We start from the raw sequence: 21,399 nt of genomic DNA, 5'->3' as shown, positions 1-21,399 counted from the left end.
TGATATGATTTATTGAGCAACTATAACCACTAGGGGAGCCTAAGCTGGCTGAGATTAAAGCGTTGTTTTAAACCCTTTGAACCTGAACTATGTAATCATAGCGTAGGGAAGTGGACATCATTTAATCAGCTATTTTTTGAGAAAACATAGTGAAGATTGATGACCGCTTTCAAGTAGGAAGCGGTTTTGTTTATGTTGAAGAGGAGTGTTAGATATTGTTAGCTGCATATGAAACATTAAAACAAGAACTTAAAAAATTTATTAATCAACCTACTAACAGCGATGAACAATTTAATCAAATGGCTCTGAATGTTTTTCAGTTCCAATATAACCACAATCAAACGTATCGAAAATTTTGTAGAAAACGTCGTGTCTCACCTAGAAACATCAAACACTTTCTAGAGATCCCTCCCGTCCCAATTGATGCGTTTAAATTAACAACGTTATCAAGTCATCCATTGGAGGAAACAGAAGCGTTATTTATGACAAGCGGAACAACGAATCCTGAAAAAAAAGGTAAAAACTATCACCGAGATTTAGACATCTATGATTTATCTATGAAGACCTTTTTTAAGTCAGCAATTATCCCTGATCTTGAAAAGGTAAAAATGTTTGTTCTTTTTCCGGAAGAAGAAGTGTTGCCAAATTCGTCATTGGCACATTATTTACATATCGCTAAACAAACATTTGGAACAGAAGATAGTCTATATGTTTTTTCAAAAGATGAATTTCAAGTAGAGAAACTGATTGAAGAACTACAAAAAACGGAAAAAAATAAAGAACCGACTTTATTAATCGGAGCGACTTTTTCTTTTATTCATTTCTTAGATGAGTGTCGAAATAGAAATGTGAACTTTGAATTACCTGCTAAAAGTCGCTTAATGGATACAGGTGGAGCCAAAGGACGATCACGAGAAATGGAACCAAACGAGTTTAAAAAAGAGATGAGCAAGCTATTTTCGTTACCTTTAGAAAATTGCCTCAATATGTATGGAATGACAGAATTAAGCTCTCAAATGTATGATGGAAACTTTCTTCATAACGAGGTTGAGTATCACAACCCAACGAAGCATGCACCCCATTGGGTTAGAACAGTAGTCATGGATATCGAACGAATGGAGGAGAAACCCGTAGGAGAAAGAGGGATTATCGTTCACTATGATTTAGCGAATTTAAACTCAGTTATGGGCATTTTAACAGAGGATATAGGTGTCAGTGCAGGCGATGGATTTTATTTGTTAGGTCGAGCAGAAGGAGCAGAAGCAAAAGGGTGTTCATTAGCAGTTGAACAATTTATAGCTTCGTCTCAACAATCAAGAGGGGATTTAGTATGACGATAAACTATACTTGTTATCATGTGCCATCCTCATGCGAGAACGACATTGCTTCAGTTCCTTTTCAAAAGTTAACATTTGAAAACCATGGCAAAAAAATAGAATTATCGGTTCCACAAATCACACCAGTTCTAATCGAGTCAGTCATGGACAAGTTGAAACAGCAACAAATGGACTATTTGAGCACACTTCGGACGAATGATCTAATTGATGTGTTTGATCAAGCGATTGAAAGGTGGCTAGACCCTGAGTATGAATTTAGAAAGCTTGCAGAGGAACTGTTACCGGTCATTACAGGCTATGATCGTGAAATGATTCGTTTATTCCTAAGCCGATATTTACGTCAATTTCGCAAAATTAAATTACAACGGATGATTGATGAAGATTTTCCAAATCCGCTTGTATTGGATGAATTCCGACCAAAAAAATCAGGAGGGATGTATCGAGCATATGGTCCTGGTGTCATCACTCATATCTTTTCAGGGAATGTCCCAGCCTTGCCGCTTTGGAGTTTGGCTGCAGGTATCTTGTTGAAATCAGCAACACTTGGAAAAGTATCTTCTTCTGAACCGTTATTTCCTGTGCTGTTTGCTAAAACAATTGCAGACATTGATCCAAAGTTAGGAGATTCACTAGCCATTCTATGGTGGAAAGGTGGAAATCAGTCATTAGAAGAGGTAAGTTTCAAATCAACGGATGCCGTTATTGCTTATGGAGGAAAAGAAACAATTGACACAGTTAGGAAGAAAGTGCCTGCACAGACAAGTTTTCATGCGCATGGTCATAAAGTTAGTTTTGGCCTGTTAACGAAAGAGTGTTTACAGACAACGAAAGCATGGCAAGCAGCAAAGCTTGCAGCTAGTGATGCTTCATGGTTTGATCAGCAAGGATGTCTTTCTCCGCATGTTTTTTTTGTTGAGCGAGGAGGAGCATATTCACCGCGAGATTTTGCCCAAATGTTAGCCAATGAGATGAATAATTTTCAGGAAACACATCCTCGTGCCAAATTAACCGATGAAGAACACCAGGCAATCACCAAACTACGGACAACGATTGAATTTGAGAGCTTTGAAAATTCTAATCTCACTCTTCTAAAAAGTGAAAATGGGACTGACTGGACTGTTGTCTACCGTGAATGGATTGAAAATAAACAGTTTCCGTTTTCTCCACTTAACCGATTTGTCACCGTTGTTCCAATCGATAACGTGTATGAAGTGAAGGATTATCTTAGACAGATAAAGGGATTTGTTCAAACAGTTGGTGTTGGATGCACTCCTCAATCTTACTTTTCGATTGTTCACCTTTTAGGTGAATATGGTGTCAATCGAATTTGTGCATTAGGCTCTATGCCACAACCTGAACCTGGCTGGCATCATGATGGTCGGTTTCATTTAGCCGATTTAGTCAGATTTTGCGATGTAGAATTTACATTAGAAGAACAAATGGATCTATTTGATGTATTTAGAGATTAAGGGAAGTGACAAAGATGACAATTATTACGTGTCGAGACATTACCCTACAATTTAACAGTGACCAGGCACCTATACTAGACCATATTAATTTAGAAATTCAAAAGGGTGAGTTCGTTAGTATCATTGGGAAAAGTGGAAGCGGGAAGACGACCCTTTTGCAAATGATTGGCGGCTTGTTGGTTCCAACTAAAGGTGAGGTTAACGTGTTAGGGCAGGTGATTTTTGAACCGCTTGATGAAATGACGTACATGTTTCAAAAACCCGTTCTTTTAGAATGGCGGAATGTGTTAGAGAATGTTCTCATGCCAATTGAATTAAAAAGAAAACCAAATCAACAGGATGTGGATAAGGCGTTGGAAGTACTTGCTTCTGTTGGTTTAGGTGGGCATCAAAACAAATATCCTCATGAATTGTCAGGTGGAATGATGTCTCGAGTAACTTTGGCAAGGGCTTTCATGATGGAGCCTAAAATTCTGTTAATGGACGAGCCTTTTTCAGCACTAGATGCCATGACAAAAGAACAGCTTCAATTAGAATTGATGAAATTGACAAAGCAGTACAGGACGACTACCGTATTCATCACACATGATATTACAGAGGCCGTTTATCTGGCGGATCGAGTAATTCTGTTAGGGAGACAGCCAGCGCAGGTCGTCGAAGAATTACAAGTTCCTTTTGCAAGACCTAGACCAAAAGAGTTAAAGTTTGATACCTCATTTATTGAAATTGTGAAAGGCCTGCATAACTCGATTGAAGGGTTAGGTGGTCATTGAAAATGAAAGTGACAAAAATCTATTCACTTTTGCTATTTCTTATTATGCTTGTCATTTGGGAAGTGGTGGTACATGTAAAAGATATTTCAAAAATCATCCTACCAGCCCCAACAGCTATTGGTGCCAACTTAATACAACATTTTCAAAGTGGATATTTTTATCCACATATTCTAGCGACGACTATAGAGGTATTCGGTGGATTTTTTGCAGGATCGATTCTTGGGATTGGACTGGGATTTTTAGTGGCGCAATCTAAGACGACACAAGAAATTCTACAGCCGTACATTATTGCTTCACAGGCAATGCCAAAACTAGCTTTAGCACCTCTTTTAGTATTGTGGTTTGGCTTTGGGTATACACCTAAAATTGTTATTGTAGCACTTGTTTGTTTCTTTCCTTTATTTGAGAGTACTGTGACAGGACTTTCTCATGTTAGTCGAGATAAATTGGCGCTTTTTCGATCATTGAAAGCATCAGGAAGTCAAACTTTACTAAAGCTTCGACTTCCAACCGCTATGCCTTACATATTCTCTGGATTGCGAGTCGCAGTCGTATTAAGTGTTGTTGGAGCGGTCGTAAGTGAATTTATTGGAGCGAATAAAGGATTAGGTGCATTAATAATTGCATCTCAAGGAATGCTCGATACAACGTTAATGTTCTCTGTTTTTATATTACTAACTGTCAAAGGAGTTATATTATATCAAGTAATCAATTGGGTTGAGGTTATCTTTTTTAAAAAATATAGTTATTCTAGGGGAGAAATGAAATGAAACAATTTATGAAAAAAATCGGTGCTGCCTTTTGTTTTGCCACGCTTACTATAAGTATTGCCGGTTGTGGAGCGGAAGAAGAACGAAATGAAGAAGAGACTGAATTGCAAGAAGAAATTGCAGAACAAACAATTGAAAGAATAAGAATGGCTTCTTGGAGCCAACCGATTACTGAACAAGCTAATATTTATTTAGCGGAAGAACAAGGTTGGTTTAAAGATGCGGGAATCGACTTTGAGTTCATTCCTGGAGCTGGCGGAGGAGATGCAGTTCGTAATATCATTGCTGGCAATGCTGATATTGCTTTTGCGAATGTGGAAGCAGTTTTATTGGCACTTGAACAAGGAGAGGAATTAAGAGTCATTTATAACATCTATCCTGAAAATGTCTTTAATTTAATATCACTGAAAGAAAGCAATATAACGAGCATGGAAGATTTACGTGGGCAAGATATTGGAATATATAGTAGAAGCAGCGGAACGTATCAAAATCTGCTTGTTCTGCTGCATCAAGCTGGAATGAGTGAAGAAGATGTGAACCTTATTGAAACAGGAGTACTAAATTTTGGTCCATTAATGAATAAACAAGTAGTAGCAACAGCAGCAACCGATACAGGATTGTTTGATGCACAGCGAAATGAATTAGGAGAAGTCGATGTCATTGAAGTAAAAGATGTACTTAATACGCCTGCTGATGTATTCGTTGTTACAGAAGAAACGTTCCAAGAAAGGAAAGAAGCTCTCATTCGTTTCTTACAGGTGTATCGTGACAGTGTAGCATATACGATGGAGCATCCAAAAGAAGCGGCTGAAGTTGCTGTCACTGCTGCTATAGATGGTCAAGATGTTGATAGAAATGTTGAAATTATCAACATCCGTAATCAAACATCAACTAATGAAGAAATTGCTGAAAAAGGATTGGGTTGGTTGAATGTAGATATTTTACAAAAAGTAGAGGAAACTTATTATGAGTTAGGTCTATTAAGCGAAAGAATAAATATCGAAACAATTACAACGAATGAATTAGTAGAACAGTTAAATTAGGTGATCGAATGGATATACAATTAGAACAAAAAATCGTCCTTATTACGGGATCGAGTCGTGGAATAGGGGCAGCTGTTGCAACAAGCTTTGCAAAACAAGGAGCTACGGTTATTATTAACTACTTGAAGAGCAAAGAGCAGGCTGAGGAACTCGCTAATCACCTAATGGATACGTATAATATTGATGCTTTTACTGTACAAGGAGATGTGACAAGCGAGACTGATGTGAAAGAGATGATTGACAACATAATAGCAGAATTTGATTCGATTGACATTGTAGTCAACAATGCATTACATGCATACACCTTTGATCCAGACAAAAGAAAACTTGCATGGGAGCTTGAATGGGAAGACTATCAACGCCAAATCGATGGAGCCTTAAAAGGGACATATAATGTATGTAAGCATGTTATCCCTTTTATGAAGGAAAGGAAATCTGGACGAATTATTAATATGATTAGTAATTTAGTTTATAGGCCGATCGTTCCTTATCATGATTATAATACAGCTAAAGGGGCAGTGCTCGCATACTCTCAAAACCTAGCAGTCGATCTCGGTTCATTTGGAATTACCGTCAATTGTGTTGCGCCAGGCCTTGTCTATCCTACTGATGCAAGTCGAACGACAAAAGAGGAAGTGAAAGAGCTTATCAAAGGACAAACACCTCTACACCGGATTGCTAAGCCAGATGATGTTGTAGGGAGTGTATTATTCTTTGCTAGTGGCTGGTCATCTTTTGTTACAGGCCAATGTATGATCGTTGATGGAGGTTTTGTCATGAAATAAATGAGTGAAATGTCGAGGAATGAGAGACTATAAAAAGACTTATTCTTTCATTCAATACGTACATAGTTGAAATTTCTCGTCACTCATGTATTTCTATGCTAGGCTGTTGAAGGACAAATAACTTATGTAAAGAGAGGATGTTAACAATTGAGCAAGTCAATTGCGAATCTAATTGATCATACGGCATTAAAGCCAGATACAACGAAAGCACAAATTGAAACGTTATGTAGGGAGGCAAAAGAATACCAGTTTGCATCTGTATGTGTCAATCCTACATGGGTAAAACTTGCTGCAGAATTGTTAATCGAAGCAGAACCCGTAAAGGTATGTACGGTAATTGGGTTCCCGCTCGGGGCATCGACACCAGAAGTAAAAGCTTTTGAAACAACAAATGCGATTGAAAATGGAGCAACAGAGGTAGATATGGTCATTAATATTGCTGCTCTAAAAGATAAAAATGATGAACTTGTTGAAAGAGATATTCGTGCAGTGGTAGAGGCTGCAAAAGGGAGGGCATTAACAAAAGTTATCATTGAAACAAGTCTCTTAACTGATGAAGAGAAAGTACGTGCATGTGAGCTAGCGGTAAAGGCTGGGACAGATTATGTGAAAACATCAACTGGCTTTTCAACTGGTGGTGCAACGGTAGAAGACATTGCATTAATGAGAAAAACTGTTGGACCAGATATTGGTGTAAAAGCTTCAGGTGGCGTTCGTGACCTTGCCGGTGCAAAAGCAATGGTTGAAGCAGGAGCTACTCGTATTGGTGCTAGTGCAGGTGTGTCTATTGTAAATGGAGAGCAAGCAAATACTGATTATTAAGTATAAGTCATCTTACAACTTGGGGCCAAATCGGTTGGGTTTGGCCTCTTGTTATGCCTTTGGAAGCCACTTGACAAGTGCTAGCAAATGATTAAACCTATTAGAGAAGGTAGGTGAAATTCGATGGATGGCATTTGGACAGTTGGTCCACTTATTATTAAGCAAGCTTGGCTAGTGTTAGCATTCCTGTTTGTAGTTGGATTTCTTTTATCTAGTCAATTAGTAAAAGATCCAAAACGACCTCAAGTAGCGAAGGAAGTGTATTGGAATAGTATTGTTTATTTTTTTCTTGCTTATCAGCTGTCTTCCCTATTTGTGTATCCGATGATTGCTATTGTTGACCCTATCGCTGTACTTGCTATGCCAAGTGGAACAAATGAATGGCTGATCGCTTGGGGAGTAATTGCTATTTATGTCTTTTGGAAAACGAGGAAAGAACATATAAGGAGAGATACTGTTTTTCTTCCGATTTTAGTTACTTATCTCGTTCTTGAAACTATCTATTTTTCGTTTTATCCTTTCAGATCAGATGGGAATCCAGTTAGTTTTTATCAAACAATCGTTAACCTTATTTTATTGTTCCTGTTTTATTTCCAGCAGCAAAAAAGTGTCAGTGCTCAGCTGATTGTCATTCGATTAGCAATTCTTTATGGACTCTTAAATGGTATGCTATCTCTCATCTTGCAAGTAAGAATGTTTGATGCTGCTGTTCCTAGTTGGTTTTATTTTCTAATATGCTTTATCGGTTTAGTAAGTTCAAAAAAAATCCGTCCAAGTGAAGGGACTATAAATAGAAATACAAAAAAGGGTTTGTTCACCCTATTCCTGCTTATCGGCATAAATGGATGGGGTTCATTGGGTTTTTTAGATGAAGCAATGTTGAAGCAGGGAAGTAAAGAAACGTTACAGATTGCAGTTGGGCAAACAGCTCCAGAGTTTGTACTGCATTCGCTTGAGGGAAAAGAGATCTCGCTTTCTGACTTTAAAGGACAAAGAGTTATGATTAACTTTTGGGCAACGTGGTGTCCTCCTTGTAGAGCAGAAATGCCCGATATGGAGAAATTTCACACAAATTATGATGTTGTCCTTCTTGCGGTAAATGGGACGAATACAGAGGGTTCTCGTGACCATGTGAAGGAATTTGTATCGAATCTCCATTTAACATTTCCTGTCCTATTAGATGAACATGGTAAAATAGCTTCTCTTTATCAAATTGGACCGATGCCAACTTCATTATTTATTGATAAGAATGGCATCATAACCGACATTCATATAGGAGCAATGAATGAAGAGATGATGGTTAGGAAGCTTCAAGCAACCAATGATTCATGAATCTTCGAGGCAGTATAAAAGGTCAAAGAACGGACCTTTTTAAAGGATTGCAATGGGGCTATCCTAAAAATCCGGAACAGAAGTGGCAATGGCTCCGTTCGCTACGCGCCTTAAGAGGAGAAAACCACTCCCTTAAGGCTTTAAAAAGATGTAGCGACTCCGCTCATTGCTTCGAGGCAGTATAAAAGGTCAAAGAACGGACCTTTTATACTGCCTCTTTAATTAGGGTAAATTTCATATAATGCTTTTTCGGTTTCTAGTTTTAATCCGTTAGCTTCTTTTGTAGTAACTATTCTGCCAAAAAGGGGTATTTCATAAGCGTTTTGTGGTAGGTCTTTCATTCCTTCTGCACTTTTAATGCTTCCTTCACCATGTAGAACAAGTTCCTGACTCGGAATATAATCATCAATATTTGAATCGTTTTTTACAACAGAAATATGATCAAGTTGCAAAGTGACTTGATCAATATCAAAAATCTGCTGCAAACCCGTAGATAACTCGTTCTTTCGAATGAGCAATGTCTCTCCTTTATGCGATTCGAACCACTCTGATAATTCATGTAACTGTTGAGCCATAATCAACCTCCTTGGTGTGTATTCGTACTTTTCCCTTGTTATAAATTCTTCATTCTTTTTATAGTGATGAAAACCATATAAATTTTCATGCAGATAAGAAGCCACTTAGCATTCGGCTAAGTGGCTTCTCTTGTTTAACGGGGGAGTTGATAATAATTTGTTTGTATAAGATTAAAGGGTTTTAGGAACTTTGTTAAAGCAACGGTTGTAGATCCAAATGTAATCTTTCTCGCTAAGGTCACGAGGGTTACCAAATGTTTGTGGATCATTCATGGCTTCTTTAGCGAGATGTTCAGTCATATCAGGAGAAACACCTTGCTCTTTGAGCGTTGGGATATCTAAATCTTCAACTAGTTCATACACCCAGTTTACACCTGCTTTTGCAGCTTCTTCTGTTGACATGTTGTGTGTGTTAATACCTACAGCTTTCGCAACACGTGCAAAACGCTCAGGTGCACCTTTCCAGTTGTACTCCATTACTGGTCCCATCATCGCAGCTACTGCTTGACCGTGTGCAATGGGGATGATTCCACCAAGCGTTTGACTCATTGCATGAGCGGCACCAGCTGATTCACTTCCATAAGAAAGTCCAGCTAGCATAGCAGCTTGAGCCATTCCGTAACGCGCTTCTAAATCTGTGCCATCAGCATACGCACGTCGGATGTATTTAGCAACGTATTCCATAGCAAGTAATGCTACTGCATCTGTTACAGGTTGTGCAAATTTCATTGTGTAACACTCAATTGCATGTGCTAGAGCATCTACACCAGTCATAGCTGTTACATGTGGAGGCATAGAAACATGTAGTTCAGGATCTAAAATTGTTAGATGAGCAGCAATTAAAGGTCCACCTGTATTAAACTTAAATTCACGCTCTTCATCTGTAATTACAGCCCACTGAGTAACTTCTGAACCAGTTCCTGCGGTTGTAGGAATTGTAGTTAATGGAGGAATTCTATTTTCAAGCGGCTTTTTCCCTTCAGCTGCTTCATAATCAAGAACAGATCCTTCATGTGTAGCTTCAACACCAATGGCCTTTGCAGTATCCATAGAGCTTCCTCCACCTACAGCTACAAGTCCGTCGCAACCCTCTGCTTTATAGACTGCTGAACCTTCATTTACTAAACGTACTGGTGGATTTGGAACGACTTTATCGAACAATACAACTTCAATGCCAGCCGCTTGAAGGCTTTCGACAACTGGATTTGCAACTCCTGCATTGTAAATTCCAGGGTCAGTTACAAGCAAGGCTTTTGATACACCAAGATTCTTTACTTCATCACCAACATGTTTAATCGAACCGATTCCGTGTTTGATTGCAGTTGGAACCTCAAAAGTGTGGAATTTCATCATGTGTTCTACTTTCATGTTTAAGCTCATTATATATTCCTCCTAGAATTAATAGATTGTTTAAGTGTAAACCAAAAAGGTCAAAAACCGACTTTGGAAAGTGGGGGTGGCTCCGCACGCTGCACGTCATTAGGAGAAGAGCACTCCTAATGACTCAAAACAAAGCAGCGGCTCCGCGCACCCCTGTGTAAACATAAAAGGTCAAAAACCGACTTTGGAAAGTGGGGGTGGCTCGGCACGCTGCACGTCATTAGGAGAAGAGCACTCCTAATGACTCAAAAGAAAGCAGCGGCTCCGCGCACCCCTGTGTAAACATAAAAGGTCAAAAACCGACTTTGGAAAGTGGGGGTGGCTCGGCATGCTGCACGTCATTAGGAGAAGAGCACTCTTAATGACTCAAAAGAAAGCAGCGGCTCCGCGCACCCCTGTGTAAACATAAAAGGTCAAAAACCGACCTTTTATGTTTACACAAACCATCCGGTTGGTTGTGGTTTTTTGTTGCGGAAGATGTGTTTTACTTCTGTATATTCCTCTAGTCCCATGTGGCCTAATTCACGGCCAAAGCCTGATTGCTTGAATCCACCCCAAGGAGCTTGTGCAAAGTATGGGTGGAAATCGTTAATCCAAACTGTCCCCATACGTAATTTTGATGCTACTGTTTCTGCTTTTTCAATGTCAGTTGACCATACAGCACCTGCTAAGCCGTAAATTGTGTCATTCGCTTTTTCAATGACTTCTTCAGTAGTCGAGAATTTCTCAATTGTCAAGACCGGTCCGAATACCTCTTCTTGTACAATTCTCATGTCAGACGTACAGTTTACAAAAATAGTAGGTTCATAGAAAAAGCCGTCTTGTAACTCAGGATCATCCGGACGTTTTCCGCCAAGAACAAGTTCTGCTCCTTCTTGTTTACCAATTTCTACATAACTTTCTACTTTATCGCGGTGTTGGGCTGAAATGAGTGGTCCACTTTGAGTACCTTCTACAAACCCATTTCCTAATTTAATCCTACCCGCTTGTTCGATGACCGCTTCTACAAAACGATCGTGAATACTATCTTCTACTAATAAGCGAGACCCAGCAGAACATACTTGACCTGCATGGAAAAAGACAGCATTTAATGCTTGGTCAACAGCTGTATCAAAATCAGCATCAGCAAAGACGATATTTGGATTCTTTCCACCTAATTCAAGGGCGATCTTCTTTACATTCCCACTAGCAGCCTGCATAATTTTTTTTCCTGTTTCAATTCCGCCTGTGAAAGAAATTAAATCTACATCCAGACTAGTAGATAACTCAGCACCTACAGTGTTGCCTGGTCCGAGTACAAGGTTTGCAACACCTTTTGGAACACCAGCTTCCTCCATTAATTCGAACACTTTAATTGTAGTAAGTGGTGTAATTTCACTTGGTTTTGCAATTAGTGTGTTTCCAGTTGCTAGTGCAGGAGCTAATTTCCATGACGCTTGTAGTAGTGGGTAGTTCCATGGACTAATTTGGCCACAAACACCAATTGGCTCACGTACTACACGGCTTTCGGAATCAGGAATTGGCGCTTGAATGACTTCTCCACCATTTTTATCAGCAAGTCCAGCAAAATATTGGAATACATTTGCAATGTCATCCATATCTGCATGGCTTTCGATGATTGTTTTCCCTGTATCTAATGATTCTAGCCTAGCTAATTCTTCTTTATCTCGGCGAATGAGCTCAGCAATTTTTTGAACAATCTCCCCTCGCTCGTTAGCAGGTGTTGTTGACCATTCTCCTTTATCAAAAGCTGTTCGGGCAGCTTGGATAGCTAATTGTGAATCTTTTTTATCACCTTCTGTCACAGTTGCAATAACTTCCTGATTAAATGGATTAATAATGTCTCGAGTATTGCCAGTATGAGATTCAATCCATTGGCCATCAATATACATACGTTTGATTGTCACGTATATCGCCTCCAATTCATTAAATTTGTTAAATTAGTTAAGAAAAAATTTAACGTTTTGAATAATTTTAATTTAACATCGTCATGAAAAGCTGTCAAAAGGAAATTTTTTTAAATAAAAATCAATTGTAAGGGAATCCTTGGTGTAATCATTGATTTGCTTACTCCCAAGAAATTATTCTAGGATTTCTTTTTGACATATTTTAATATTTAAGTAACATTAAATTAATAAGAAATAAAATTAATATACTTAATTTGGAGGAGGTGGGAATGTGAGTAAAAAGGATGAAGAAGCTATTGCTACTATAAATAAAGCAAAGGATTTAGTGATTGATTCTCTAGCTGAAACAATGGATTTATATGGAGTAACTAGAAGTGTAGGAATTCTTTACGGAACAATGTACTTTGAGGATAACATGACACTTGATGCTATGCGTGAGGAACTAGGTATGAGTAAACCGAGTATGAGTACGGGAGTAAAGAAGTTACAAGAGTATGATATCGTAAAAAAAACGTTTCAACGTGGAAATCGAAAGCATACTTATGTAGCAGAAAAGGATTTCTTCCAATTTTTTAATAAATTTTTCACGAAAAAATGGGAAAGAGAAGTAAACTTAAACTTAGTAGCTATTGATCAGTCACAAAAAGTTCTTTCAAAAATCCTCAATTCTACCGATGTTTCAGATTCATGTAAACAAGAAGCAGAAGATATTTATCACCTTTTAGAGAAATCTAAACCTTATTACAATTGGTTATTATCCCTTGTTGAGGGGATAAGAAATGGGGAAATATTCAAGACTTTTCCTGTACCTAATGAAAAAAAAGAATAGTTTTGTTTAGAATTTCTTTAATGGATCTGATCGTCACACGTCTTTATGTTAACTCCTAATTTTGGAATGCCCCTTTCTAAATATTCAAAAGGGATCTAGATCATAATAACTTTTGTCCTGAACAAAAGGTTTGGGGCACCGGGCAAGAAAAGCGGAGGTGCATTACCATCGATGGAATGTTATTCTTCATTGTTTTTGTGCTTGTTGCCATAGTAGGTGCACTTGCATATTTTTTTAGAGCAAAACCTGAACCAGCGCCAGCACCTGTCTATGTTGGTCGAACAGATGCGACAAATTATGATTATGAATCATTTAAGGAGGAGTTTGCAATGGAAAAAGACGCAAAAGATATCATTGAGCATGTAACGGAGGAAGCTGAGGAGGAAATTGGAGTAGAGTTAGATCCACTTAAAGGACAGTTAGAAACGATGCAGTCTACACTTAGCCAGCTTCAATCAACGCAGCAGCAAGCTAACTCAATGATGACTTCAGGACAAGACCAACAACAAACAAATCAATTATTACAACAATTACAACAAATTAGCAATCAAGCTCAACAACAACAACAGAAAACATTTCAAGACCTTCAGCAATCTATCCAACAAGCAACACAAATGTTAGGGAATGTAAGTCAATCTATTCAATCCATTAATGTATTGAATCAAATGGCTCAGCAAATCAATCAATCCCAACAACAACTCCAACAGCAAACTCAAAGTCAACAGCAACAGCAACAAGAGCTGCAAAAGTTACAACAAATGCAAAACCAACAAGGTCAAGGACAATCTAGCCAAGATATGTCTTACAGTTCACAATCTTATCAAAACTAAATGACAAAAAGGTCCTGATAATAGTGAAGCCATTAATAAAGGATAAATAACAACCTAAGTTCCTAGTAGCGACGGTTCAGCACGTTGCGCGCCTTCTATGAGAAATCAACTCATAGAAGGCTTTTATAGGTGTGAGAGCACTTCTAACACCAAGGCAACGGCTACACATTGCACTTGACCGACTTTTTTTCCCTCAATACTGTTAGCGGATACCTTTCTCTTCCTCTTCAAGCATTTACCTTATCTGCGTGTAACCACTCTACAAACTTTGAAAAATACGTTACAAAAGGTAACAAAATGATTGAGCAAATCACATTAAAGATAAGGCTAGCATGGGCAAGCTGCATCATTGGTATCGGAGTAAGGCTGCTTGCTAATGTACTTAACCATCCTATAAGGGGAAAGAAAAAAAGAACACCAAACACATTTAGCCAAATATTTGCGTAAGCAACAAGCTTTGCACTGCGCCCTGAACCAATGCTAGCTAAGTATGCTGTAACACACGTACCGATATTGGCCCCTAACATAATAGCGATACCAGCTGGAAGGTTTAATACATTGTCTGTCATAAATCCCATTGCAATAGCTGTGGTCGCTGTACTTGACTGAATGATAGCGGTCAGAACCGTCCCGATTCCAATGCCAACTAGTTGATGTTCATTTGTTAAATCAAAAAATGAATGAATGGAGGGGATCGATGATAGCGGATAAGCTAATGTCTCTAATCCGTCCATGGCAATAAAAATGCATGCAAGTCCAAAGGATAAACATCCTAAGGAGTATGTTTTTTGGTTAGGAATAACTAAAGTGACTAGTCCGATTACCAAGAGAGGTACGATTAACATGGACAAATCAAGAGCAAGTAATTCTGTTGTCATAGTCGTCCCGATATTCGCTCCTAAAATGATACCGATTGAGTGACGGAAGGCAAGAAGTCCTGTAGCCACAAGGCCAACAGTCATGATGATGATGGCTGAACTACTTTGAAGGATTGCTGTGGCAATCGCACCAACGACTAACCCTTTCCATGCTGAATCCGTTAATCGGTGTAATACTTTTTTAAATTTCGCTTGTCCGATTTGAAATAGTCCTGCTCTCATTACAACCATCCCAAATAAGAATAAAGCAATAAATACAGCCAACAACGAAAATAATTCTTTAATCACTCCGATCACCTCTCTATCCAATCTATGGACAAAAGTGAACAAGCATGACAGAAATTATTAAAAAGAGAGTGTTTGATGGAAAAGTTTAATTTATATAGAAAAAATAGAGGTACTTTTTTATCAGTATGTATAGTAAAAAAGACAATCATATAACAAGGGATTTCAAGATACATTTACATATGAACATTTATTGCAACTGTATAGGACGATTATAGGGAGGGAAATAAATGGGCAAACGTGATGCTGTGATTGTCAGTGCTGTTCGTTCGGCTATTGCTAGACAAGGAGGAGCATTAGCACCATTACAAGCACATGAATTCGGGGCAATTGTTTTACAAGAGGTATTAAAAAGAGCGAACATTGATCCGATAGAGGTCGATGATATTATACTTGGAAATGTCTCAAGTGGTGGAGGCAACATCGCTAGACTAACATCTTTGCAAGCAGGCTTCCCTTTTTCTACAACGGGAATAACTATAGATCGACAATGTGGATCAAGCATTAATGCGGTTATTCTTGCTGCACAAGCCATCCAAGCAGGAGTTGGCGATATTTTTATTGCGGGAGGTACAGAGAGTTTAAGTCGAGCTCCTTACTTAATGGATCGTCCTACAAAGGGCTACGATCATGCCCTTCCCAAATTTAGACCACAACAACTGTCACCAAAGGACATAGGTGACCCTCCTATGGGAATAACGGCTGAAACTCTAGCAGAAAAATATTCAATTACACGCGAAGAACAGGATGAATTCGCTTATAATAGCCAACAAAAAATGGCTAATGCGATGAGGTCAGGTTACTTTGATGAACAAATTGTCCCAATCACTATACCTATTCGAAAAGGGGCACCATTCGTATTTACTGAAGATGAGCATCCGCGTCCAAAAACGACAAAAGAAGGTTTATCTAAGTTGCCTCCAGCATTCTTACACGGTGGCACAGTTAGTGCGGGCAATAGCTCAGGCATTAATGATGGGGCTTGTGCACTTGTTGTTATGTCACGAGAAGTGGCAGAAAAACGTGGTCTGTCTATTTTAGCAGTTATTCGTGGGTCCTCTATCAGTGGTGTAGACCCGAAAGTTATGGGGATTGGTCCTGTATCAGCTGTGAAGTCTTTACTAGCAAGAATTCGTATGACATTAAATCAAATAGATTTAATTGAATGTAATGAAGCTTTTGCTGCGCAAACATTAGCGGTTGATCGTGAACTGCAATTTGATGTTAATAAATTAAATGTAAATGGAGGGGCAATTGCTCATGGCCATCCGCTTGGAGCCACAGGGGCTGTTTTAATGACAAAAGCAATCTATGAACTTGCTAGAAGAAAGCAGCAATTTGGGCTTATTACTGCATGTATTGGCGGTGGCCAAGGGATTGCAATCTTAGTAGAACGTGAATCATAAGTCCATGGATATTTTTAACAAAGTTTTCTCAAACGCCAAATAATGCTCTAATCCATTTATGATATACTATTTCCAATGATTTTTTTTTAGAAGATTGCGAGGCGTTAACAACATGAAAGAGAAAATAATCGAAAAGAGCGTTGACTTGTTTGGACAAAACGGTTTTACTGAAACGTCTATCCAAGATATTGTAGAAGCACTAGGAGTAACGAAAGGAACGTTTTATTATTATTTTAAAAGTAAAGAAGAGCTTTTAATGGAAATACACCTTCGTTATATAGACGATTTGTTAACAAGCCAAGAGGAAATAGTAAATAAAGTTACCTCTCAAGAGCAAAAGCTTTTTGAAATGGTCTATATGCTTATGAAACATATTGAAGGGCATGGACAAAGTGCAAGAGTGTTCTTTCGTGAGATGCAGCATCTCAATGAAGTCCATTTAGAAGATATATTCAAGAAAAGTGATGAGTTTAAAGAAAATATAAAACGTGTTATTGACAAGGGAATTGAAACTGGTGAATTCCGTAAAGATTTGCATAGCAATATTATCACTTTAGCCATCCTTGGAGCAGTGAATTGGAGTTATCACTGGTTTAATCCAAAAGGAGAGCTAAACGAGAAAGCTGTATCTAAAATTTATATCGATTTAATGTTAAATGGGTTAAAAGCAAAATGATAGAGTGGAACTTGTTGATTTTCGGTTGACCTATTACTATGATTGTATTATAATGCTAAGAGACGTGCACTCAAATAGAATGTACGTCCTGAGTTGGTTGTTTCGGAGGGAGGGAAATAAAATGGCAGAAACTCGTGTTCGCAAAAACGAATCGATTGATGCTGCACTTCGTCGCTTCAAGAGATCACTCTCTAAAGAAGGAACGTTGGCTGAGGTTAAAAAGCGTAAGCACTATGAAAAGCCTAGTGTTAAGCGTAAGAAGAAATCTGAAGCAGCAAGAAAACGTAAGTTCTAATTGAAGTGAGAGGGTGCTTTCATTGAATCTTCTTGAACGGTTAAATCAAGACATGAAGAATGCGATGAAGAACAAGGAAAAGGATAGACTCTCTGTCATCCGTATGGTAAAGTCATCGTTGCAAAACGAGAAGTATAAGCTCGGACGTGAGTTGACGGACGATGATAGCCTTACGGTGCTTAATCGCGAACTGAAACAACGCAAGGATTCCCTCCATGAGTTTGAAAAAGCTAACCGTGAAGATTTAGCTTCCAAGCTACGTGATGAAATCACTGTACTTGAAGACTATATGCCAGAACAGCTTTCTGAAGAAGAGGTCTCTCAAATTGTTCAAGAAACAATAACACAAGTAGGGGCGTCAACCAAAGGAGACATGGGTAAGGTCATGGGAGCAATCATGCCTAAGGTTAAAGGAAAAGCTGATGGTGGTCTTGTGAATCGTCTTGTGCAACAACATTTATCATAATGACACAAACGTCTCATCTCTGGTTAGAGGTGAGACGTTTTTTGCTTTTACTAGAGCTGGAATTTAATTTCATGATAGAATGATAAGTGAATTGAAAGCGAATATTATATAAAAATGGTTGAAAAAGTTGAAACCATTTTTAGGTTATATTCGTAGAAGGATTAGAGCGACGATAGAAGGGAGGGTACATATGGAAAGAAGGCGTTTACGTCTAATTTGTTCAATCACATTTCTTCTTTTAGCTTGTTTGCTCATGCCAATTCAATCGCTAGTTTATAGTGATCAAGACTCTGATTATGAATCTTTAGTTTATTATATTCCAGTTGAGCAAACAGTTGAACGTGGTCTAGAAGCTTTTATGTCAAGGTCTATTGCTACGGCAAAAGAAGATGGTGCTACTCATATTATATTAGAGATGGATACACCGGGTGGAGCCGTTGATGCTGCTGGAAACATTGCGCTTTTAATTCAAGAAAGTGATATCCCTATTATCACGTTTGTTAAAAACAAGGCGATTTCAGCAGGGGCATATATCGCACTCAATACTGACCAAATTATTATGGCACCAGGGGCAACTATGGGTTCAGCAGCTGTAATTGATGGTGCTGGAAATGCGGCTGATGATAAGACACAATCTTATTGGTTATCTGAGATGCGTAGTGCTGCTGAGTTGAATGATCGAGATCCGCAGTATGCTCTTGCAATGGCTGATCAGCGTATTGATCTGCCTGAATTAGGCGCGCCTGAAGGGGAGCTTTTAACCCTTACAGCTCAACAAGCATTGCAAGTAGGGTATGCTGAAGCAATTGCGTCTAATCGAGCGGAGCTTCTTGACTATTTGGAATTAGGAAATGTAGAAGAACGAGATATGGAAGTGAGCTTTTCTGAGCAGATTGCTCGCTTTGTTACTCATCCGGTTGTCATCCCCATATTATTATCAATTGGTAGCTTAGGGTTAGTTCTTGAACTATATTCTCCTGGCTTTGGAGTTCCTGGGATAATGGGCATCTCCGCTTTACTGCTCTTTTTCTTTGGGCATATGTTCGCGGGATTTGCTGGTTGGGAATCGATGATTTTATTTGTGATTGGTTTCTTACTTATTATGGTTGAGATTTTTATACCTGGTTTTGGGATCTTTGGATTGCTAGGGATTGCCTCTGTTATAGGGGGAATGCTACTTGCGTCATTCTCAACGGCTTCAATGCTTATTTATATTGCAATAGCCCTTGTGATTACAGCTGTCGCTACGGTTTTTATCTTTAAATATTTTGGCAATCGAGGTCCGATGAAAAAAATCATTCATACGGATTCAACTAGTACTGAAAAAGGGTATATCACGAATAAAACAAGAGAAGAATTGATTGGTCAAACTGGTACAACTTTGACCCCGCTTCGACCTTCAGGTTCAGCCGTTTTTGATAAAGAGCGTCTTGACGTTGTATCTGAGGGAGGATATATTGGACAGGGTAGTAAAATTGAAGTTGTGTATACAGCTGGTTCACGAATTGTCGTTCGTGAAGTGAGAGAAAACAAATTTAGGGAGGAATAAGAAAATGGCATTAGATCCTGGTAGTATTACATTGTTAATTGGTTTAGCGATATTGCTTATTTTGCTTGCGGTATTATTTACTTTTGTACCAGTTATGCTGTGGATTTCAGCCTTAGCGGCAGGAGTTCGAATTGGTATTTTTGAATTGGTTGGAATGAGGTTACGTCGAGTTATTCCTGCTCGTGTTGTAAACCCATTAATTAAAGCCGTAAAAGCAGGGCTTGATTTAAGTACTTCAAAATTAGAGGGACATTATCTTGCTGGAGGTAATGTTGACCGAGTTGTTAACGCACTAATCGCAGCACAAAGAGCGAATATTGAATTAAGTTTTGAACGTGCAGCAGCAATTGATCTAGCTGGGCGTGATGTACTTGAAGCTGTACAAATGAGTGTTAACCCTAAAGTAATTGAAACACCATTTATTGCAGGTGTGGCAATGGATGGAATTGAAGTAAAAGCTAAGGCTCGTATTACGGTACGTGCGAACATCGACCGTCTAGTTGGGGGTGCTGGTGAAGATACGGTTATTGCCCGTGTTGGTGAAGGGATTGTATCAACAATCGGTTCGGCTGAAAATCATAAAAAAGTATTAGAAAATCCAGATATGATTTCACAAACGGTTCTTTCAAAAGGATTAGATGCCGGGACAGCTTTTGAAATTCTGTCTATTGATATTGCGGATATTGATATTGGCAAAAATATCGGTGCTGAATTACAGACTGACCAAGCTGAGGCAGATAAGAAGATTGCTCAAGCGAAAGCGGAAGAACGTCGTGCAATGGCAGTAGCGAAAGAACAAGAGATGAAAGCGAAAGTTGAAGAAATGCGTGCGAAGGTTGTTGAAGCTGAAGCTGAAGTACCGATGGCACTTTCTGAGGCGTTGCGTCAAGGAAACATGGGTGTTATGGATTATATGAACTATCAGAATGTGATGGCAGATACAGATATGCGTGATTCGATCAGCAAAGCTACTGATGGTGATTCAACTAATTCAAAGGGTGAATAATCATGAATCCTCCCCTAAAAATGAAAGGAGGAGATGAATGTGCCTTTAGAAAGTTTACTTGAGTTTATTGCTCAGAATTTTATTTTTGTAGCTGTTATTGTCGGTGGTCTCATTAGTATGCTAGGTCGAATGACTGGGGCTGGACAACAGCAACAAGATAATCGTGGAACGGGGCAAAGACAGAAACCTCCGCAACAACCAACAGAAGAGAAAGTTGATTGGCGTGAGATATTCAAGCAAGAAGACATGGATCCTGAGCGAGGCCGAAATCGCCAAGAACCTAAAGTGGAACAAGGCCAAGTGACTGTCCCTTCTGAAAGAGAGCAATTACAGCAAGAGATTCAAAATCGGTACGATGAATTACGTCAAAAAAGAGAAAAAGCATCTCAAAGAGACCGTGAAGTAAGAAGTGAAACAGAAGTAACTCATCATAGTGATGGTTTGGATCTTGGGTTAAATCGTCTATCGAATAAAGAAGCTATGAAAGCAGTTGTGTGGTCGGAAGTGCTTGGTCGTCCGAGAGCACGTCAGCCTCATAATACATTTTCTGGAAGACGCTATATGAAGTAGTGCCAAATAGGCACTGCTTCTTTTTTTTGTTTTGGCATCGATTCATTGTGATATCAACTGATTATTGATCATAAAGATTAGAGGAGAGGGGGTTCACTTATGAAAAAAATGAGACAGCAAATGAAGAACTGGATGACTAAACAACTGCAATTACCTGCAGATGTCATGATGGACCTGCCGCGAATCACAATGATCGGCCAATTGCATATATACATTGAAAATCATCGCGGTGTATTAAGATTCTCCAATCAAGAGCTCCGGCTGTTACTAAAGCAGGGGCAATTACTCATAAAGGGTGACAACTTTGTCATTAAAACGATATTGCCAGAAGAGTTGCTACTTGAAGGGCGCATTGATCAAGTTCTATATATAGATGATTCACGTACATAGCAAGTAGCTACGTATACGTATGTTTT

22 protein-coding genes and 1 riboswitch are annotated in these 21,399 nt (G+C 38.8%); of the genes, 18 read left to right on the top strand and 4 right to left on the bottom strand.

All coding sequences use genetic code 11. The features are described 5' to 3' along the window. Positions 1-21 precede the first annotated feature (21 nt). Positions 22-126, top strand: a riboswitch (TPP riboswitch). An 89-nt stretch (positions 127-215) separates the two neighbouring features. From MF646_RS09065 to MF646_RS09030, 8 genes are all read left to right on the top strand, one after another. Next, complete coding sequence (locus tag MF646_RS09065; RefSeq protein ID WP_250096168.1) at positions 216-1,334, top strand: LuxE/PaaK family acyltransferase; 1,119 nt, start codon at positions 216-218, stop codon at positions 1,332-1,334. Next, positions 1,331-2,806, top strand: coding sequence for an acyl-CoA reductase (locus MF646_RS09060; protein WP_250096167.1), 1,476 nt, complete (start codon positions 1,331-1,333; stop codon positions 2,804-2,806). The genes MF646_RS09065 and MF646_RS09060 overlap by 4 nt, the downstream gene beginning before the upstream one ends. A gap of 14 nt (positions 2,807-2,820) precedes the next feature. After that, on the top strand, positions 2,821-3,579 hold the full coding sequence (locus tag MF646_RS09055; RefSeq protein ID WP_250096166.1) for an ABC transporter ATP-binding protein: 759 nt from the start codon (positions 2,821-2,823) through the stop codon (positions 3,577-3,579). A gap of 2 nt (positions 3,580-3,581) precedes the next feature. Continuing rightward, positions 3,582-4,349: an ABC transporter permease gene (locus MF646_RS09050; RefSeq protein WP_250096165.1), complete on the top strand. Its 768-nt coding sequence runs from the start codon at positions 3,582-3,584 to the stop codon at positions 4,347-4,349. Continuing rightward, positions 4,346-5,392 carry an ABC transporter substrate-binding protein gene (locus tag MF646_RS09045; protein WP_250096164.1) on the top strand — a complete coding sequence of 349 codons (1,047 nt, stop codon included), beginning with the start codon at positions 4,346-4,348 and terminating at the stop codon, positions 5,390-5,392. Before MF646_RS09050 ends, MF646_RS09045 begins: the two co-directional genes overlap by 4 nt. A gap of 8 nt (positions 5,393-5,400) precedes the next feature. After that, positions 5,401-6,177, top strand: a complete 777-nt coding sequence (locus MF646_RS09040; RefSeq protein ID WP_250096163.1) for a 3-oxoacyl-ACP reductase — start codon at positions 5,401-5,403, stop codon at positions 6,175-6,177. A 147-nt stretch (positions 6,178-6,324) separates the two neighbouring features. Beyond that, complete coding sequence (gene deoC / locus MF646_RS09035) at positions 6,325-6,999, top strand: deoxyribose-phosphate aldolase (RefSeq protein ID WP_250096162.1); 675 nt, start codon at positions 6,325-6,327, stop codon at positions 6,997-6,999. A 123-nt stretch (positions 7,000-7,122) separates the two neighbouring features. Beyond that, complete coding sequence (locus MF646_RS09030; protein WP_250096161.1) at positions 7,123-8,331, top strand: redoxin domain-containing protein; 1,209 nt, start codon at positions 7,123-7,125, stop codon at positions 8,329-8,331. A 218-nt stretch (positions 8,332-8,549) separates the two neighbouring features. On the opposite strand, the gene ymzB is transcribed toward MF646_RS09030, so the two are convergent. The 3 genes from ymzB to betB all read right to left on the bottom strand — a co-directional run bounded on the left by ymzB (position 8,550) and on the right by betB (position 12,178). After that, positions 8,550-8,906: a protein YmzB gene (gene ymzB / locus MF646_RS09025; RefSeq protein ID WP_250096160.1), complete on the bottom strand. Its 357-nt coding sequence runs from the start codon at positions 8,904-8,906 to the stop codon at positions 8,550-8,552. A gap of 171 nt (positions 8,907-9,077) precedes the next feature. Next, complete coding sequence (locus MF646_RS09020; RefSeq protein WP_250096159.1) at positions 9,078-10,286, bottom strand: iron-containing alcohol dehydrogenase; 1,209 nt, start codon at positions 10,284-10,286, stop codon at positions 9,078-9,080. 434 nt (positions 10,287-10,720) lie between these two features. Continuing rightward, entirely contained in the window at positions 10,721-12,178 is a 1,458-nt protein-coding gene (gene betB, locus MF646_RS09015; protein ID WP_250096186.1) for a betaine-aldehyde dehydrogenase, read from the bottom strand. Positions 12,179-12,464: 286 nt separating this feature from the next. On the opposite strand from betB, the gene cudC reads away from it, so the two are divergent. Then, the gene (gene cudC, locus MF646_RS09010; protein ID WP_250096158.1) at positions 12,465-13,022 is read left to right on the top strand and encodes a choline uptake/conversion transcriptional regulator CudC; all 558 of its coding nucleotides are present in this window, start codon (positions 12,465-12,467) and stop codon (positions 13,020-13,022) included. 329 nt (positions 13,023-13,351) lie between these two features. Then, positions 13,352-13,852 carry a hypothetical protein gene (locus MF646_RS09005; protein ID WP_250096157.1) on the top strand — a complete coding sequence of 167 codons (501 nt, stop codon included), beginning with the start codon at positions 13,352-13,354 and terminating at the stop codon, positions 13,850-13,852. Positions 13,853-14,079: 227 nt separating this feature from the next. Here MF646_RS09005 and MF646_RS09000 read toward each other — a convergent pair whose 3' ends face one another. After that, positions 14,080-15,018, bottom strand: coding sequence for a Na/Pi symporter (locus tag MF646_RS09000; protein ID WP_250096156.1), 939 nt, complete (start codon positions 15,016-15,018; stop codon positions 14,080-14,082). A gap of 227 nt (positions 15,019-15,245) precedes the next feature. Here MF646_RS09000 and MF646_RS08995 point away from each other — a divergent pair, with 227 nt between their 5' ends. From MF646_RS08995 to yqfC, 8 genes are all read left to right on the top strand, one after another. Beyond that, complete coding sequence (locus tag MF646_RS08995) at positions 15,246-16,421, top strand: thiolase family protein (RefSeq protein WP_250096155.1); 1,176 nt, start codon at positions 15,246-15,248, stop codon at positions 16,419-16,421. A gap of 112 nt (positions 16,422-16,533) precedes the next feature. Continuing rightward, entirely contained in the window at positions 16,534-17,097 is a 564-nt protein-coding gene (locus MF646_RS08990; RefSeq protein WP_250096154.1) for a TetR/AcrR family transcriptional regulator, read from the top strand. Positions 17,098-17,218: 121 nt separating this feature from the next. Next, a complete protein-coding gene (gene rpsU, locus MF646_RS08985) occupies positions 17,219-17,392 on the top strand; it encodes a 30S ribosomal protein S21 (RefSeq protein WP_003323311.1) in 174 nt (57 codons plus the stop codon). Positions 17,393-17,414: 22 nt separating this feature from the next. Then, complete coding sequence (locus MF646_RS08980; RefSeq protein WP_250096153.1) at positions 17,415-17,858, top strand: GatB/YqeY domain-containing protein; 444 nt, start codon at positions 17,415-17,417, stop codon at positions 17,856-17,858. Between the two features lie 190 nt (positions 17,859-18,048). After that, positions 18,049-19,407: an NfeD family protein gene (locus MF646_RS08975; protein WP_250096152.1), complete on the top strand. Its 1,359-nt coding sequence runs from the start codon at positions 18,049-18,051 to the stop codon at positions 19,405-19,407. A gap of 4 nt (positions 19,408-19,411) precedes the next feature. Next, a complete protein-coding gene (gene floA / locus MF646_RS08970; RefSeq protein WP_250096151.1) occupies positions 19,412-20,413 on the top strand; it encodes a flotillin-like protein FloA in 1,002 nt (333 codons plus the stop codon). 39 nt (positions 20,414-20,452) lie between these two features. Beyond that, positions 20,453-20,983: a hypothetical protein gene (locus MF646_RS08965; protein WP_250096150.1), complete on the top strand. Its 531-nt coding sequence runs from the start codon at positions 20,453-20,455 to the stop codon at positions 20,981-20,983. A gap of 99 nt (positions 20,984-21,082) precedes the next feature. Further along, positions 21,083-21,373: a sporulation protein YqfC gene (gene yqfC / locus MF646_RS08960; RefSeq protein WP_250096149.1), complete on the top strand. Its 291-nt coding sequence runs from the start codon at positions 21,083-21,085 to the stop codon at positions 21,371-21,373. The last annotated feature ends 26 nt before the right edge of the window (positions 21,374-21,399 follow it).

This window comes from Halalkalibacter alkaliphilus, from assembly GCF_023555415.1.
GTDB classification, from domain to species: Bacteria; Bacillota; Bacilli; order Bacillales; family Bacillaceae_D; genus Halalkalibacter; species Halalkalibacter alkaliphilus.
Note: the sequence above shows the minus strand (reverse complement) of the source record. Positions and strands in the feature narration are given on the sequence as shown.

Coding starts and splice junctions, on each gene's coding strand:
- MF646_RS09060 (WP_250096167.1), top strand. CDS start 1,331: ATGACGATAAACTATACTTGTTATCATGTGCCATCCTCATGCGAGAAC.
- MF646_RS09040 (WP_250096163.1), top strand. CDS start 5,401: ATGGATATACAATTAGAACAAAAAATCGTCCTTATTACGGGATCGAGT.
- MF646_RS08975 (WP_250096152.1), top strand. CDS start 18,049: ATGGAAAGAAGGCGTTTACGTCTAATTTGTTCAATCACATTTCTTCTT.
- MF646_RS09020 (WP_250096159.1), bottom strand. CDS start 10,286: ATGAGCTTAAACATGAAAGTAGAACACATGATGAAATTCCACACTTTT.
- MF646_RS09045 (WP_250096164.1), top strand. CDS start 4,346: ATGAAACAATTTATGAAAAAAATCGGTGCTGCCTTTTGTTTTGCCACG.
- ymzB (WP_250096160.1), bottom strand. CDS start 8,906: ATGGCTCAACAGTTACATGAATTATCAGAGTGGTTCGAATCGCATAAA.
- MF646_RS09030 (WP_250096161.1), top strand. CDS start 7,123: ATGGATGGCATTTGGACAGTTGGTCCACTTATTATTAAGCAAGCTTGG.
- yqfC (WP_250096149.1), top strand. CDS start 21,083: ATGAAAAAAATGAGACAGCAAATGAAGAACTGGATGACTAAACAACTG.
- MF646_RS09055 (WP_250096166.1), top strand. CDS start 2,821: ATGACAATTATTACGTGTCGAGACATTACCCTACAATTTAACAGTGAC.
- floA (WP_250096151.1), top strand. CDS start 19,412: ATGGCATTAGATCCTGGTAGTATTACATTGTTAATTGGTTTAGCGATA.
- MF646_RS09050 (WP_250096165.1), top strand. CDS start 3,582: ATGAAAGTGACAAAAATCTATTCACTTTTGCTATTTCTTATTATGCTT.
- MF646_RS08995 (WP_250096155.1), top strand. CDS start 15,246: ATGGGCAAACGTGATGCTGTGATTGTCAGTGCTGTTCGTTCGGCTATT.
- MF646_RS09005 (WP_250096157.1), top strand. CDS start 13,352: ATGGAAAAAGACGCAAAAGATATCATTGAGCATGTAACGGAGGAAGCT.
- betB (WP_250096186.1), bottom strand. CDS start 12,178: ATGTATATTGATGGCCAATGGATTGAATCTCATACTGGCAATACTCGA.
- rpsU (WP_003323311.1), top strand. CDS start 17,219: ATGGCAGAAACTCGTGTTCGCAAAAACGAATCGATTGATGCTGCACTT.
- MF646_RS08990 (WP_250096154.1), top strand. CDS start 16,534: ATGAAAGAGAAAATAATCGAAAAGAGCGTTGACTTGTTTGGACAAAAC.